The organism is Blastococcus sp. SYSU DS0828, assembly GCF_054050975.1.
Genome location: NZ_JBJHAK010000038.1, coordinates 1 through 14,721 on the forward strand (window position 1 = coordinate 1; position 14,721 = coordinate 14,721).

The 14,721-nt window shown below is 76.1% G+C and carries 15 protein-coding genes and 1 riboswitch; of the genes, 10 read left to right on the forward strand and 5 right to left on the reverse strand.

Annotation, left to right across the window (positions count from 1 at the left end; all coding sequences use genetic code 11):
* Positions 1–137: 137 nt before the first annotated feature.
* On the reverse strand, positions 138–659 hold the full coding sequence (locus tag ACI79Q_RS19990; protein ID WP_456588540.1) for a C40 family peptidase: 522 nt from the start codon (positions 657–659) through the stop codon (positions 138–140).
* 14 nt (positions 660–673) lie between these two features.
* Positions 674–830: riboswitch (cyclic di-AMP (ydaO/yuaA leader) on the reverse strand.
* A gap of 463 nt (positions 831–1,293) precedes the next feature.
* On the opposite strand from ACI79Q_RS19990, the gene ACI79Q_RS19995 reads away from it, so the two are divergent.
* The 8 genes from ACI79Q_RS19995 to ACI79Q_RS20030 all read left to right on the forward strand — a co-directional run bounded on the left by ACI79Q_RS19995 (position 1,294) and on the right by ACI79Q_RS20030 (position 8,726).
* Positions 1,294–2,379, forward strand: a complete 1,086-nt coding sequence (locus ACI79Q_RS19995; protein WP_456598631.1) for a ScyD/ScyE family protein — start codon at positions 1,294–1,296, stop codon at positions 2,377–2,379.
* 111 nt (positions 2,380–2,490) lie between these two features.
* A complete protein-coding gene (locus ACI79Q_RS20000) occupies positions 2,491–5,682 on the forward strand; it encodes a carboxyl transferase domain-containing protein (RefSeq protein WP_456615235.1) in 3,192 nt (1,063 codons plus the stop codon).
* Between the two features lie 110 nt (positions 5,683–5,792).
* Positions 5,793–5,954, forward strand: coding sequence for a hypothetical protein (locus tag ACI79Q_RS20005; RefSeq protein WP_456615236.1), 162 nt, complete (start codon positions 5,793–5,795; stop codon positions 5,952–5,954).
* 100 nt (positions 5,955–6,054) lie between these two features.
* A complete protein-coding gene (locus ACI79Q_RS20010) occupies positions 6,055–6,684 on the forward strand; it encodes a hypothetical protein (protein WP_456588544.1) in 630 nt (209 codons plus the stop codon).
* Positions 6,685–6,737: 53 nt separating this feature from the next.
* The gene (locus ACI79Q_RS20015) at positions 6,738–6,893 is read left to right on the forward strand and encodes a hypothetical protein (RefSeq protein ID WP_456588545.1); all 156 of its coding nucleotides are present in this window, start codon (positions 6,738–6,740) and stop codon (positions 6,891–6,893) included.
* A 40-nt stretch (positions 6,894–6,933) separates the two neighbouring features.
* On the forward strand, positions 6,934–7,161 hold the full coding sequence (locus ACI79Q_RS20020; protein WP_456588546.1) for a hypothetical protein: 228 nt from the start codon (positions 6,934–6,936) through the stop codon (positions 7,159–7,161).
* Positions 7,162–7,183: 22 nt separating this feature from the next.
* Entirely contained in the window at positions 7,184–8,140 is a 957-nt protein-coding gene (locus ACI79Q_RS20025; protein WP_456615237.1) for a D-2-hydroxyacid dehydrogenase family protein, read from the forward strand.
* 16 nt (positions 8,141–8,156) lie between these two features.
* Positions 8,157–8,726, forward strand: a complete 570-nt coding sequence (locus ACI79Q_RS20030; protein ID WP_456598628.1) for a putative immunity protein — start codon at positions 8,157–8,159, stop codon at positions 8,724–8,726.
* A gap of 44 nt (positions 8,727–8,770) precedes the next feature.
* On the opposite strand, the gene ACI79Q_RS20035 is transcribed toward ACI79Q_RS20030, so the two are convergent.
* From ACI79Q_RS20035 to ACI79Q_RS20045, 3 genes are read right to left on the reverse strand one after another with little or no spacing between them, the layout of a single operon-like run.
* On the reverse strand, positions 8,771–9,208 hold the full coding sequence (locus tag ACI79Q_RS20035; RefSeq protein WP_456615238.1) for a TIGR02611 family protein: 438 nt from the start codon (positions 9,206–9,208) through the stop codon (positions 8,771–8,773).
* Positions 9,205–9,987: a hypothetical protein gene (locus ACI79Q_RS20040; protein WP_456615239.1), complete on the reverse strand. Its 783-nt coding sequence runs from the start codon at positions 9,985–9,987 to the stop codon at positions 9,205–9,207. The genes ACI79Q_RS20035 and ACI79Q_RS20040 overlap by 4 nt, the downstream gene beginning before the upstream one ends.
* Positions 9,984–10,922: an ABC transporter ATP-binding protein gene (locus tag ACI79Q_RS20045; protein WP_456598625.1), complete on the reverse strand. Its 939-nt coding sequence runs from the start codon at positions 10,920–10,922 to the stop codon at positions 9,984–9,986. The genes ACI79Q_RS20040 and ACI79Q_RS20045 overlap by 4 nt, the downstream gene beginning before the upstream one ends.
* 165 nt (positions 10,923–11,087) lie before the next feature.
* Between ACI79Q_RS20045 and ACI79Q_RS20050 the strand changes: the two genes are divergently transcribed.
* Positions 11,088–12,371, forward strand: coding sequence for a sensor domain-containing protein (locus ACI79Q_RS20050; RefSeq protein WP_456615240.1), 1,284 nt, complete (start codon positions 11,088–11,090; stop codon positions 12,369–12,371).
* Complete coding sequence (locus ACI79Q_RS20055; RefSeq protein WP_456615241.1) at positions 12,368–13,015, forward strand: response regulator; 648 nt, start codon at positions 12,368–12,370, stop codon at positions 13,013–13,015. The genes ACI79Q_RS20050 and ACI79Q_RS20055 overlap by 4 nt, the downstream gene beginning before the upstream one ends.
* 237 nt (positions 13,016–13,252) lie before the next feature.
* On the opposite strand, the gene ACI79Q_RS20060 is transcribed toward ACI79Q_RS20055, so the two are convergent.
* Positions 13,253–14,635, reverse strand: coding sequence for an HNH endonuclease family protein (locus ACI79Q_RS20060; protein ID WP_456615242.1), 1,383 nt, complete (start codon positions 14,633–14,635; stop codon positions 13,253–13,255).
* Positions 14,636–14,721: the final 86 nt, after the last annotated feature.

Below are 14,721 nucleotides of genomic sequence, written 5' to 3' on the forward strand. Positions count from 1 at the left end.
CAGGCCCGCGGGGTGGGCGGCGCGGCCCGGCGCCCCGCGCGCCGCGCGCCCCGCCCCCCCCCCCCCCCCCCCCCCCCCCCCCCCCCCCCCCCCCCCCCCCCCCCCCCCCCCCCCCCCCCCCCGGGGAGAGCGCCGGATCAGACGACGCGACGCGCGGTGTTGTAGCCCCACATCGAGTCCACCGGCACGACCGCCACCGGGTTGCCGTAGGTGGAGGAGTGCACCATCAGCCCGTCGCCGATGTACATGCCGACGTGACCGACCGGGTCGTAGAAGAAGATCAGGTCGCCGGGCTGCAGGTGGGCCCGGTCCACGTAGACCCCCGCCGTCGACTGCGCCCGCGAGGTCCGGGGGATCTCCACGCCCGCGGCCTGGTAGGCCGACCAGGTCAGGCCGGAGCAGTCGTAGCCGCCGGGGCCGGTGCCGCCCCAGACGTAGGGCTTGCCCTGCTGCGCCAGGGCCGTGTCGACGGCGACCTGGGCGGCGTGGGTGGGCGCCACGACGGGCGTGGTGACGACGGTCGTCGTGCCGCCGCCACCGCCGTCACCGGTGGAGGCGGTGGCGGCGAACGGGGTGAGAGCGATGCCCGCTCCGGTGAAGAGGGCGAGCGCCGCGCCGCGGACGGAGCGGCGGGTGGTGGACGTGCGCGTGGTCGTCATGGACGACGGTTCTCCTGTTCTCCATCGACCGCCTACCGGGTTAGCTGACGGGTTCGGGCGGGGAACTCGCCCGGCGTGACCGGCTCGCGGCCACGCTTCACCCCAGTGCTGCGGTGGGTCCCCGGTCCGGGCGGCGGTCGGATCCGACGCCCGGTTCGGCGGTGTCGGACGGGTGTCACCGGGAGCGGTGACGACGGGATCCCGTCCGGACCGCGACGACGCTAGGTCGGGATCCGTCCACCTACCCACCGGCCGACACGCGGGGGACCGGCCCGCGAGCGGCGTGTCGACCACGGGGGCGGGCCCGGGCGACTCGCGCGTCGACCACCGTGGACGCGCGGACGACGGCGCGAGGCGCGGCCTCGCCGGTCACTGATCGTCAGCGCACGCTTACTTCCTCCGTCGCGGCGGGTCCGCACGCTGTGCGCTCCGCCGTGTCCGCCGCGTACAGGGCTGATCCGGAGCCTCCCGGGACGCCGTCGATGGAGTGACTACACCTAGCAACGACGCACAGGGAGCGGGAGAACCGGACGTCGACGGTTCACTTCCCGGTGGCAGACGCCTGGCAGTTTCCCGGACGTTCCACGGGGGATCTCGAGGCAAGGGGAGCAGGATGAAGGCAGGGAGGGCGGCCGTGGGAGCGGCCGCGGCGCTGGCGCTGGTGGCGGTGTCCCCGGCGACGGCACTGGCGGACGGCGGCGAGGACGACATCGTCACCGTGGCGGCGGGGCTGGACGGACCGCGTCAGCTCAGCGAGTTCAAGGGCCACCAGCTCGTGGTGGCCGAGGCCGACTCCGGCGAGGTGTCCTCGGTGGACCTGCGCGACGGGCGGGTCCGGACGCTGCTCAGCGGCCTGGGCAACGCGCAGGGTGTCGACTACAAGTACGGCGGCCTCTTCGTCGCGGTGGGCGAAGCCCCGCCGGCGGAGGAGGGGGCTCCCCCCGTGCCGCCCGGCACACCCAGCCAGGTGGTCGTCGAGGCCAAGCCGAACGGCCAGATCCTGCGCACGTGGGACCTCCTCCAGTACGAGCTGGACCACAACCCCGACGGCCAGCAGCAGTTCATGGAGGTCGACGGCGAGCAGGTGCCGATCGAGACGCTGTCCAACCCGTTCGCGGTGCTCGCCCAGCCCAACCGGCTGCTGGTCAGCGACGCCGGCGCCAACGCCGTCCTCTCCATCGACCTGCGCAGCGGGAAGATCAGCACGTTCTTCGTGCCGCCGACGGTCACCGACACCCCCGAGTGCGCGGAGGCCGAGAACAACCCCGGCACCGTGGGGTGCGACTCGGTCCCGACCGAGATCGCCGAGGGCCCGAACGGCCTCATCTACGTCGGCACGCTGGGCGCCGAGGCGCCCGGTGCGGCGCGGGTCTACGTGCTGGACCGGCACGGCGAGGTCGTCGACGTGATCGGTGGACTGACGGGGGTCACCGGCGTCGCCGTCGACCCGCACGGCACCGTCTACGCGTCCAACGTCCTCGAGGGCTTCCCCGAGGGCCCGCCGGCGGAGGACTTCGACCCCTCCACGATCGGTGAGGTCACCCGCATCTCGCCCTCCGGCGAGCGGGCCACCGCGCAGGTGACCATGCCGACCGGGCTGGAGTGGACGCACGGGCACCTGTACGCCTCGGCGTGGAGCGTGGCCGGCTTCCTGGGCATGCCCGGCGCCGGTGAGGTGCAGCGCATCGGCTCGGGTGCGTTCACGGGCCTGCAGCCCTGATCGATCCTGCGAGGACGGCGGTGCCGCGACCGGGCCTTCCGGCCGCGGCACCGTCGTCTGCGGGGTGACCACCGCCACAGGCCGGTCGGCGGGGCGTGCGAGCATCGCCGGGTGGCCCGCCTGCTGATCGCCAACCGTGGCGAGATCGCCGTCCGCATCGCCCGCGCCGCCGCCGCCGAGGGGCTGACGTCGGTCGCCGTCGCCGCCGCCGACGAGCCGCACGCCCCGCACCTCGCCGCCGCGGACGAGGTCCACCTCCTCCCCGGCAGCGGTCCGGCGGCCTACCTCGACGCCGCCGCGGTCGTGCAGGCCGCCGTGGACACCGGCTGCGCGCTGATCCACCCCGGTTACGGCTTCCTCTCCGAGAGCCCGGCGCTGCCCCGGGCGTGCGGCGTCAGCGGCGAGGCGCCGGCGGTGGTGGGCCCCGGCGCCTCCGTCCTGGAGACGCTCGGTGACAAGGTGCTCGCCCGCGCGGCCGCCGAGGCCGCCGGCGTGCCGGTTCCGCACGGCACCGGCGACGCCGCCACCTCGCAGGAGGTCGCCGACCTGCTCGACGCGACCGGCGCGGTGATGCTCAAGGCGCGGTTCGGCGGGGGCGGGCGGGCCACCCGCGTCCTGCGCCGGGGCGACGACGTCGCGGCCGCGGTCGCCGCGCTGGCCGGCGAGGCCCGCGTCGCGTTCGGCACCGAGGCGCTGCTGGCCGAAGAGCTGGTCGAGGACGCCCGGCACGTCGAGGTGCAGCTGCTCGGTGACGCCGGCGCGGACGTGGTCGTCCTCGGTGACCGCGACTGCTCGCTGCAGCGCAACCGGCAGAAGGTCGTCGAGATCGCCCCCGCCCCGGACCTGCCGGATGCCGTCCGCGGCCGGCTGCACGACGCGGCGGCGGCGCTCGCCCGGCACGTCGGGCTGCGCGGGCTGGCCACCGTCGAGCTCCTCGTGCCCGCCGGGGCGCCCGAGCGGTTCGCCTTCCTGGAGTGCAACCCGCGGCTGCAGGTGGAGCACACGGTCACCGAGGAGACGCTGGGCCTGGACCTGGTGCGCATGCAGCTGCGGGTTGCCGCCGGCGCGACCCTCGCCGACCTGGGGCTGGCCGACGGTGCGCCCCGTCCGGTCGGCACCGCCGTCCAGGCCCGCGTCCTCGCCGAGACCCTCACCGCCGACGGCGCCGTCGTTCCCTCCGCCGGCACGATCACCGCCCTCGCGCTCCCCGGCGGCCCGGGCGTGCGGGTGGACACCGCCGCCCGCCCCGGCGCCGAGCAGAGCCCGCGCTACGACCCGCTGCTGGCCAAGGTGGTGGTGCACGAGCGGCAGGGCGCGCTCGCCGACGCGCTGCGCCACCTGCACCGGGCGCTCGGCGAGGTGCAGGTCGCCGGCGTCCCGACCAACACCGAATTCCTCCGCGCCCTGCTCGCGCGCCCGGACGCCGCACGCGCCACCACCACCTTCGTCGACGACCACCTCGCCGAGCTGGCCGGCAGCGCCGCGCCCGCGCCCGCGCCCGAGGCGGGGGAGGGGCTGCGCGCGCCGGTCCCCGGCACCGTCGTCGCGGTCGCGGCGGCCGAGGGCAGCACGGTCGAGCCCGGGGGAGCGGTCGTCGTCCTCGAGGCGATGAAGATGGAGCACGTCGTCGCGCTGCCGGCCGGCGGCACCGTGCGCCGGATCGCGGTGCGGGTCGGCGACACCGTGCGGCAGGGGCAGCTGCTCGCCGACGTGCAGCACGCCGACGGCGACGCCGCGGCCGACGCGGCGGCGATCGACCTCGACGCCGACCGCCCCGACCTCGCCGAGGTGCGCCGTCGCCACGAGCTGGGGCTCGACGAGCACCGCCCCGAGGTCGTCGCCAAGCGGCACGCGCTGGGCCGGCGCACGGCGCGGGAGAACCTGGCCGACCTCGTCGACGAGGGCAGCTTCCTGGAGTACGGGCCGCTGGTCTTCGCCGCGCAGGAGCGCCGCCGCAGCCGCGAGGAGCTGCAGCGGAAGACGCCCGCCGACGGCGTCGTCGGCGGCCTCGCCGACATCGCCGGCCACCCGGCGGTCGTCGTCTCCTACGACTACACGGTGCTCGCCGGCACCCAGGGCATGCGCGGGCACCTGAAGAAGGACCGGTTGTTCGAGCTGGCGGAGAAGCGGCGGCTGCCGGTCGTCCTCTTCGCCGAGGGTGGCGGTGGGCGGCCCGGCGACGTCGACCACCCGGTCGTCTCCGCGCTCGACACGGCGGCCTTCGCCCTGTTCGGCCGGCTGTCGGGGCTGGTGCCCACCGTCGGCATCGCCAGCGGCCGCTGCTTCGCCGGCAACGCCGCGCTGCTCGGCACCTGCGACGTCGTCATCGCCACCGAGGACGCGAACATCGGCATGGGCGGGCCGGCGATGATCGAGGGCGGCGGGCTCGGCGTGGTCGCACCGGAGGAGATCGGGCCGATCGACGTCCAGCACGCCAACGGGGTCGTCGACATCCGGGTGTCCGACGACGCCGCCGCCGTCGCCGCGGCCCGGCAGTACCTGTCGTACTTCCAGGGGCCGGTGGCCGGGTGGACCGCCCCCGACCAGCGGCTGCTGCGCCACCTCGTGCCCGAGAACCGCAAGCGGGTCTACGACATGCGCGCGGTGCTGGGGGCGCTGGCCGACGAGGGGTCGGTGCTCGAGCTCCGCGACGGCTGGGGCGCCGGCATGATCACCGCTCTGGCGCGGGTCGAGGGTGCGCCGCTCGGCGTCCTCGCCAACGTGCCCACGCATCTCGGCGGGGCCATCGACGCCGACGCCGCCGACAAGGCCGCCCGCTTCCTCCAGCTCTGCGACGCGCACGGCCTGCCGGTGCTCTCGCTCTGCGACACCCCGGGCTTCATGGTCGGGCCGGAGTCGGAGAAGACGGCGACGGTGCGCCACTTCTCCCGGCTGTTCGTCACCGGCGCCACCCTGTCGGTGCCGGTCGGCAGCGTCGTCGTCCGCAAGGCCTACGGGCTGGGCGCGCAGGCGATGGCCGGGGGCAGCACCAAGGTGCCGCGGTTCACCGTCGGCTGGCCGACCAGCGAGTTCGGGCCGATGGGCCTGGAGGGCGCGGTGCGCCTCGGCATGCGCCGGGAGCTCGCCGCGATCGAGGACGACGCCGAGCGGGCGGCGGCGTTCGACGCCGCCGTCGCCGCCGCCTACGAGAAGGGCCGCGGCCTCAACGTCGCCGCGCACTGGGAGATCGACGACGTCATCGACCCCGTCGACACCCGCCGCTGGATCGCCACGCTGACCCGCGAGGCGGCGGCCACCCCCCGGCCGCCGGGCAAGGTGCGCCCGCACGTCGACACCTGGTGACCGACCGGGTGAGACTTGCCGCCCGGTGGTTGGCGGGGGCCGCCGCGGGGCAGGGATGGTCCTGATCAGCCGGCCGGCCGGCGAGCCGGTGCGACGACGAGGAGGCAGACATGGGAATGATGCGGAAGCTCATCGCGTCCGGGGTGGCGGCGAAGGTGTTCCAGGAGGCCAAGAAGCCGCAGAACCAGGCGAAGATCAAGAAGTTCATCGCGGACTTCCAGAACAAGAGCAGTGGCGGCGGCGGCGGCAAGGGTCGCGGCGCCACCCGCTGACCCCCGCACCGTGCGGAACCACGGAGCGACCCCCGGTCCCGAGGCAGCCGCCTCGCGGCCGGGGGTCGCTCCCGTTCCCGGGTCCGCCTCCCGGGCCCCGGTGAAGACCCGCGAGGAGCGCTGGCAGGAGCGGCTCGCCGTGCCGGTCCTGGTGGCCGCGCTGGCCTCGATCCCGGCCATGTTCCTCACCGTCGCCGAGGGCACGCTGGGCACCGCCGGGCACGCGATCGACGCCGTCAGCGGGCTGGTGCTGGTCGCCGAGACGGTGATCCTGCTCGTCGTCGCCGAGAACAAGCGTGCCTGGCTGCGCGGGCACGTGGGGCTGGTCGCCCTCACCGTCGCGGTGGTCGTCGCCGTCGTCTTCGCGCTCGGCCCGGTCCAGATCCTGCGGCTGGTGCGCACGGTCGGCGCCCTGCGCATCCTGCGCGCCGGACGCATCGTCAAGGCCGCCCGCAGCGTGAGCGACCGCATGGGGTTCACCGGCCGGCTCGCCCACGTCGCCGCCGCCGGGACCGGGGTGCTGGTCGCCGTCTTCGTCGGGGTGGTCCTCGCCGACCCCACGTCCCGCTCCCGCGACCTGCTCACCGCCGTGCTCGGCGAGATCAGCACCCCGGTGATCGTGGCGCTGTCCGCCGCCGCCGGGATCATCCTCGGCGTGGCCACCTACCTGCTCGCCCGCGACCCGGGCGCCGGGCCCGACGCGGAGGCCGACCCGCCCGGGGCCGCGTGATCCGATCGCCTTCCGGGGGTTCCCGTGCCGGCGCAGTGGGCATCCACCGGGGCATGGGAATCATGAGCAAGATCGCCAAGGGTGGCATGGCCAAGAAGGTCATGGACGAGGCCAGGAAGCCGCAGAACCAGCAGAAGATCAAGGACGCCGTCTCGAACTTCAGGAACAAGGGCAAGGGCACCGGCTCCGGCGGCACGACCGCGCGCTGACCGGGGCGGCGTCGACCGGCCGGGCACGAGGAGGGCCGAGATGACCGAGGGATCCATGACCGGCCGCCCCTACGGCGGCGCGAACGACCCGTCGAACGAGGCGGGGCTGCCGGGGGAGACCCCGGAGGAGGGCCAGGTCGGCGCCGCACGGGAGCAGTCGCCCCGTGCGGCCGAGGGAGGCATGTCCGGGGACGTGACCCGGACGCCGAGCGGCCAGGACGGCGACAAACCGGGCGGCATCGCCGACGCGACCGGCCCACAGGGCTGAGCGTCCGGTAGACCTTGCGGTCGTGCACCGCATCGCCGTCCTGGACGACTACCAGTCCGTCGCAGCCGAGTTCTGCGACTGGTCCCGGCTGCCCGAACCGGCCGAGGTGGTGACGTTCGCCGACGCCGTCGCCGATCCGGATGCGCTGGTCGCCCGGCTGCGCGGCGTCGACGTCGTCGTCGCCATGCGGGAGCGCACGCGCTTCGGCCGCGACGTGCTCGAACGGCTGCCCGACCTGCGGTTGCTCGTCACCACCGGCATGCGGAACAAGTCGATCGACGTCGCAGCCGCCGCCGAACTCGGCATCACCGTCTGCGGCACCGCGGCGTCGGGCACCGCCACCGCCGAGCTCACCTGGGCGCTGATCCTCGCCACCGTGCGGCACGTGCCGCAGGAGGACGCCGCCATGCGCGCCGGTGGCTGGCAGACCACGATCGGCACCGACCTGCACGGCGCCCGGCTCGGCGTCATCGGGCTGGGGCGGATCGGCGCGCAGGTGGCCCGCATCGGCGCTGCCTTCGGCATGGACGTCGTCGCGTGGAGCCAGCACCTCACGGAGGAGCGGGCCGCCGAGGTCGGCGCCCGGCTGGTGGGGAAGGACGAGCTCTTCGCGACCGCGGACGTCGTCACTGTGCACCTGCTGTTCTCCAAGCGGACCCGCGGCCTCATCGGCGCCGACGACCTGGCGCTGATGAAGCACACCGCCGTCCTGGTCAACACCAGCCGCGGCCCGATCGTGGACGAGGCCGCGCTGGTCGACGTGCTCCGCCGCGGCGCGATCGCCGGCGCGGGCCTGGACGTCTACGACGCCGAACCGCTGCCACGGGAGCACCCGCTGCGCGAGCTGCGCCGCGCGGTGCTGACCCCGCACCTGGGCTACGTCACCCGGGGCACCTACGAGGTCTTCTACGGGGAGGCCGTCGAGGACGTCGCGGCCTGGATGGCCGGCCGGCCGATCCGGGTGATCGAGCCCGCGTAGTCGGCACAATGACCCCGTGCCGCAGACCGGACCGGGTGATCCCGGGCTGACGACGGCCGAGCTGCGGCTGGTCGCCCGGTACGCCGTCGAGTGCGCCGAGGAGGCGCTCCCGCTGTTCGAGCGGGCGCACCCCGACGACCACCGGCCGCGCGCGGCGGTCGACGCGGCGTGGGCCTTCGTCCGGGGCGCGGGCCGGTCGACGCTGCAACGGGTCACCTCGCTGGACGCGCACCGCGCCGCGAAGGCTGCCGCGACCGGGCCTGCGAAGCACGCGGCGCACGCCGCCGGTGACGCCGCCGCGGCCGCCTACCTCCACCCGCCCGGCGCCGTGCTCGGCTGGGCGTCGAGCGCCGCCCGGGCGTCCCAGGTCGGGCACATCCTGCGCGCTGCCGCGCATGCTGCCCGCGCAGCCGAGCTCGCGGCCGGCGGGGAGCCCGGCGTCGGGGACCGGCACCTCGGGCGGGCCCGGCTGCGCGCGACCCCGGACCTCGCGGACGTGGTCCGGCGCTATCCGCGCCCACCCGCAGGCACCGATCGGGTGGGGCAGCTGCTGCACGTGCTGGACGCATCGCTGCGGGAGCCCTGAGCCGCGCGCCGCGGGCACCGCCCACCCGGTGGAGCGACGCGCGCTCACCGCCCTCCGGGAAGCCATCCGGGCAGCCATCCGGGCACCCCGACGACCGCCATGGTCAGCAGGAGCGTGCCGAGGACCAGCAGGGTCGTCGCCGCCGCGAGGAGCAGGCGGACCGTCGGCCGCTGGGCGGCCACCCACCCGGTCCACCGGATGACGTGCCGACGGGCGACCGCCAGCAGCCGCTCGGCCCAGGTGAACTCCGACGCGAGCACGGCCAGCCCGGCCAGCACGGTCAGCCAGCCCGGGCCCGGCAGCGGGACGGTCACCAGGCCGACCAGGACGATCACGGTCCCGACGAACCCGACGCCCGCCCGGTACGCCTGCTCGAGCGGCCGCGAGGCCGCCAGCCGACGTCGCCAGGCCCTCTGCCGGCGCGGGTGGGGCCGGCCGGGGTCGGCCCGACCCAGGCCGACCCCGACGCCCACGCCCGTCACCCGGCGTCCCGCCGCAGCAGCGACCAGCCACCGGCCGCCAGGGCCGCCAGCGCCCAGCCGCCCAGCAGCGCCGCCGCGTGGGTGGCCGTCAGGTCCGGCTCCCCGAGCAGGGTCCAGACGGCGCCCGACCCCGGGAGCCACTCGCCGACCTCGGCCGCCCACGCCCCGAAGGCCGGGAGCAGCAGCGGCAGCACCAGCTGCAGCAGGAACACGGTCGCCAGCGCACCCGCCGTCGACCGCAGCAGGAAGCCGACGCCGGCGGTGAGCACGCCGCCGGCCACGAGCACCGCCGCGACCCGCCCCAGGCTGTCGGTCAGGCCACCGGAGGACAGCACGAGGTCGGGCGCGACCAGCTTCGCGAGGAGGTCGGCGATGAGGGCGAGCAGCACCCCCGCCACGGTCACCACGGCCACCGGCACGGCGACCCGAGCGGCGAGCAGCACACCCCGGCGCGGCGTCCACTGCAGCGTCGGCGCGATCGCCCCGCTGCCGTACTCGGAGGTGACCGCGAGCAGCACCAGCACCAGCAGCGCGAACTGCCCGACCAGCGTGCCGAACTCGCCGGCGACCGTCGCCGCCACCGTCGTCCCCGAGGCGTTCGACATCTCCGCCTCGTCGACGGCGGCCATGGTCCCGATGCCGACGGTCGCCACCGCGGCCGCCAGCAGGCACCACCACGTCGCGCGCACCGTGCGCAGCCGCAGCCACTCGGCGCCCGCCGCCCGCGCGAGCACCGTCGCACTGCCGGGCTGGGCCGCCCGCAGGGTCGCGGCGGTCATGCCCGCACCTGCCCGGCCGGCTCGGGGGCGGCCGCCACCCGGTACTGGACGCTGTCCCCGGTGAGGTCGAGGTAGATCTCCTCCAGGGAGTGCTGCTGCTCGGCCAGCCGGTGCACGGCCACGCCGGTCTCGAGCGCCACGTCGCCCACGGTCTCGGCGGAGGTGCCCTCGACCAGCAGGTCGCCGTCGCCGGTGGGGTGCACCCGCAGCCCCCGGCGCAGGAGGGCGCCGGCCAGGTCGTCGGCCGACGGCGTCCGCACCACGACCTTCCGGCCGGCGTGCTGGCCGCGCATCACCTCGGTGATCGGGGCGTCGGCGATCAGCCGTCCGCGGCCGATGATGACCAGGTGGTCGGCGGTCTGCTCCATCTCGCTCATCAGGTGGCTGGACAGCAGCACCGTGCGGCCCTCGTCGGCCAGCTCGCGCACCAGCCGGCGGATCCACCGGACGCCGTCGAGGTCGAGGCCGTTCATCGGCTCGTCGAACAGGAGGACGGCGGGGTCGCCGAGCAGCGCGCTGGCGATGCCCAGCCGCTGCCGCATGCCCAGCGAGTAGCCCTTCACCCGTCGCCTGGCGGCGGATCCCAGCCCGACCTGGTCGATGACCTCGTCGACCCGCCGCACCGGGATGCCGTGCGTGCGGGCGGCGACCCGCAGGTGGTCGCGGCCGCTGCGCCCCGGGTGCATCGCCTGCGCGTCGAGCAGCGCACCGGCGGCCCGCAGCGGCTCGCCGAGGCGGGGGAACGGCCGGCCGGCCACCAGCGCCTGGCCGGAGGTGGGCCGGTCGAGCCCGAGCACCATGCGCATCGTGGTGGACTTGCCCGCGCCGTTGGGACCGAGGAAGCCGGTCACCTTGCCGGGCCGGACGTCGAAGGTCAGGTGGTCGACGGCGCGGACGGCGCCGTACTGCTTGGTCAGCTCGCGGACCTGGATCATGCGGAGCTCGCAGGGAGGAGGGGATCGGTCATGGCTGGAAGCGTTCCGGCAGCGGGCGGCCGGGCGGATCACCCCGCAGCGCCGACCCGGGTCCCCCGCGTGGGGGAGGACCGGGGCACACCGGCGGGGGAATCGCCCGGCGCTCCGGTCGGCCAGGATCGAACCGTGCCCCCGTCGACGTTCCCGCGGTCCGCGGCCGAGATCGCCACCGGGCTGCGGTCGGTCGTCGCCACCGCGGCGAGCCCCGGCTGGCCCGGCCGCGTCCTGTACGCGCTCGCGACCCTGCCGATCGGCCTCCTCTGCGCGGCCTTCTACTTCGCGCTGGTGGGCTCGGTCGTGGCGGTCATCTACGGCGTCGGGGTCCTCCTCATCCTCGCCGTGCTGGCGGCCGCCCGCGGGTTCGCCGGACTCGAGCGCCGGCTGACCCGCACCCTCCTGGCCGTCGACATCCCCGAGGGGGAGCGCGTGCGGCACCTCCCCGGCGTCGTGGCCAAGGTGCGGCGGCTGGTGCTGTCGGCCGGCACCTGGCGGGCGGTCGGCTGGCTGGGCGTCCGGGTGCTGCTGGGCGTGGCCGCGCTCGCGACCCTCTTCTTCGGCATCGTGGCGCTCACCGGCCTCTGGTTCGAGGCCCGCTGGAACGTGGTGACCGCCCTGCCGCTGCTCGCGCTGATGGCCGTCGTCGCCGTGGTGACCCTCGTGCTGCTCGACCTGGTGGTGCGGCTGGCCGCCTCGGTCGCCCCCCGGCTGCTCGGCGCCGGGGCCGAGCAGCAGATCGCGGCGCTGCAGCAGAGCAGCCGCCGGCTCGCCGACCGCAACAAGCTGGCCCGCGACCTGCACGACACCATCGGCCACGCGCTGACCGCGAGCCTGCTGCAGGCCACCGCCGCGCGGCGCACGCTCACCCCCGCCGACGACCGCCCGCCCCAGCCGGAGTTCGCCCGGCAGGCGCTCGAGCACATCGAGACCAACACCCGCAGCGCACTGGCCGAGCTCGACCGGGTGCTCACCGTCCTGCGGGCCGAGGACGGGGGCCGTGACCCCGCCCCCTTCGCCGCACCCACCCTCGCCGACCTCGACGGCCTGCTAGCCGGCCTGCGCGACGGCGGCCTGCCGGTCGCCCTCGTGGTCGACGGCCAGGTCGACGACGTGCCGCCCGGCGTTCAGGAGCTCGCCTACCGGGTCGTGCAGGAGGGGACGACGAACGTGCTCCGGCACGCGGGCACCCCGCTGACCGTCGCCCAGGTCGTCCGCGACGGCGACGCGCTGGTCGTGCGCGTCTGCAACGAGCGGGCCTCGCAGCTGGACAGCCGGCCCGGCCCCGGCGGCGGGCGCGGGCTGGCCGGGCTGCGGGAGCGCACGGCCGCCGCCGGCGGCACGCTCAGCGCAGGGCCCACGCCGTCCGGCGGCTTCGAGCTGTGCGTCTCCCTCCCGCTGGCGGGCGCGGCGTGACGCTGCGGCTGGTCCTCGTCGACGACGACGTGCTCGTCCGGTCGGGGTTGCGGGTGATCCTGGAGAGCGAGCCCGACCTGACCGTGGTCGGCGACGCCGGCACCGGCCGGGTGGCCCTCGACGTGGCTGCGCGCACCGACCCCGATGTCGTCCTCATGGACGTGCGCATGCCCGACATGGACGGCATCGCCGCCACCGCCGAGCTGGTCGCCCGCGATCCGCAGCGGCCGCGCGTGCTGGTGCTGACCACCTTCGAGGACGACGACTACCTGTTCCGCTCCCTCCAGGCCGGCGCCAGCGGCTTCGCGCTCAAGCGGGCCGACCCCGACGAGCTGGTCGACGCGATCCGGGTGGTCGCCCGCGGCACCTCCCTGGTGCTGCCCGACCTGACCCGGCGGCTGATCGCCTCGCACGCGCCGTCGCGCGCCCGCGGCGCCGCCGCGCTGCCGGAGCTCACCGGCCGCGAGGCCGACGTGCTGCGGCTGGTCGCCGGTGGGCTGTCCAACGCCGAGATCGCCACCGAGCTGTTCCTCAGCCGAGAGACGGTGAAGACCCACGTCAGCAGCGTGCTGCTCAAGCTGGGCGCCCGGGACCGCACCCAGGCCGTCATCGCCGCCTACGAGAGCGGCTTCATGACCGGCTGAGAGCCGCCGCGAGCTGACCCGAGCGGGAGCGTCCCCGCCCGTCGTGTCGGTTCCCGCGCCGGGCCGAGATCGCCGTGCCGCAGCCCGCAGCACCCTGTCGGCACGCGGGTCGAGCCGGGTCGCCGGACGTCGAGCCGCGTCAGCCCGCGGCTCGACGTCCGGTGCGGCGGCCAGACGTGTCGCCCGGCGCGCCACCGGATCGCACACGACCGCGCGAACGACCTCGGGTCGTCCGGGTCAGGCCGACCGCCACCGGGCGCGGTCGTCGGTGGGTGTCGTCGTGCAGACCATCGGCGTGCCCGTCTTCGTGACCCCGGTCGCGCCCTGCGACGAGCAGAACGCTCCCGGGTGGACGGTGCCGGCCGGGGCGGGGGCCGGCGGCGGGGGCGGCGGGGGAGCGGGCGCAGGGGCCGGGGCGGGAGCCGGCGCGGGCGACGGAGCAGGAGCCGGTGCCGGGGCGGGCAGCGGTGCGGGCGCCGGCTTCGGCGCGGGTGCAGCCGTCGACCGGGGTGCGGGGGCCGGCGCGACCGTGGTCGGCGCGGGCTCCGGCAGGACGGCCACCACACCGCCTGGCAGGGGCTCGCCCGGGCAGGAGGCGAGCACCGTGGCGATGGCGTTCTTCTCCGCCTGGGTCATCCACAGCTCGTAGCTCACCTTCACGGCCACCTGGCGAGCCACGTAGGCGCACCGGTAGCCGCGGTCCGGCGGCAGCCAGGTGGCGGCGTCGCCGTCGCCCTTCTGCATGTTGAGCGGGCCGTCCACGGCGAGCAGGTTCAGCGGGTCGTTGGCGAAGGCGGTCCGGCGTGACCGGTCCAGGGCCTGCGCGCCCTTCTGCCACGCGTCGGACAGGGCGACGACGTGGTCGATCTGCACGTCGTCGCTGGTGCCCTGCCCCCGCTGGAAGGCGATGCCCCGGCCGGAGTAGGGGTCGGCCAGATCGCCGGTCAGCACGATGCAGTTGCGGGTGCCGGCCTTGAAGGTCTCGCCGGTCAGGTCGCGCGCCAGGATGTCGTTGCGGGTGTCGCAGCCGTTGCGGTCGACGTCGACCCAGCCGGAGCCGAAGTTGTCCCGGTCGTAGCCCGTGCGCGGGGCCCGGCCCTTCACCTCCACCGCGGCGAGGGCGGCGAGCGCCGTGGCGCGGCCGGCGGCGTCGATGGCCTGGTCGGCCGCGGCGTCGTCCAGCAGTCCGGCCGTGCTGCTGGTGAGGGCGTCGACGGGGTGCGCCCGTTCAGCGGTCTCCGCCTCCGCGACCGCCGCGTCGACCTCCTCGTCGCTCGGGGACGGCGTCGGCGGCGCGGCGGAGTCGGTCGGGACGGCCGGAACCGTGCCGCTGGCGGCGGTCAGGGCAGCGGTCGGCGTGCCCGTCGCCGTCCCCACGAGGACGGCGGCGAGCCCGGCGGCGCAGACGATGCCCGCGACCCGCCGGCTGGAGATGAACGCCCACCGGGCCCGCCCGGTGATCGCCGCCCCGATGCCGATCAGGACGGCGACGACGCCGGCCATGAGCAGGCCGCCGCCGATGCCCTGGGTGGCGACACCGGCCACGACGAAGAGCAGGGTGACCAGCCCGACCAGGCCCAGCACCACCCGCTGCGGCCGGAACGAGACACGCGTGCCCATGAGCTTCCCCCCGGAACGAGACGACCAGGATTCGGAAGCTAGGTGGCGGGACGAGCCCGGAGAGGGTGCGACACGGGAGGGCGCCC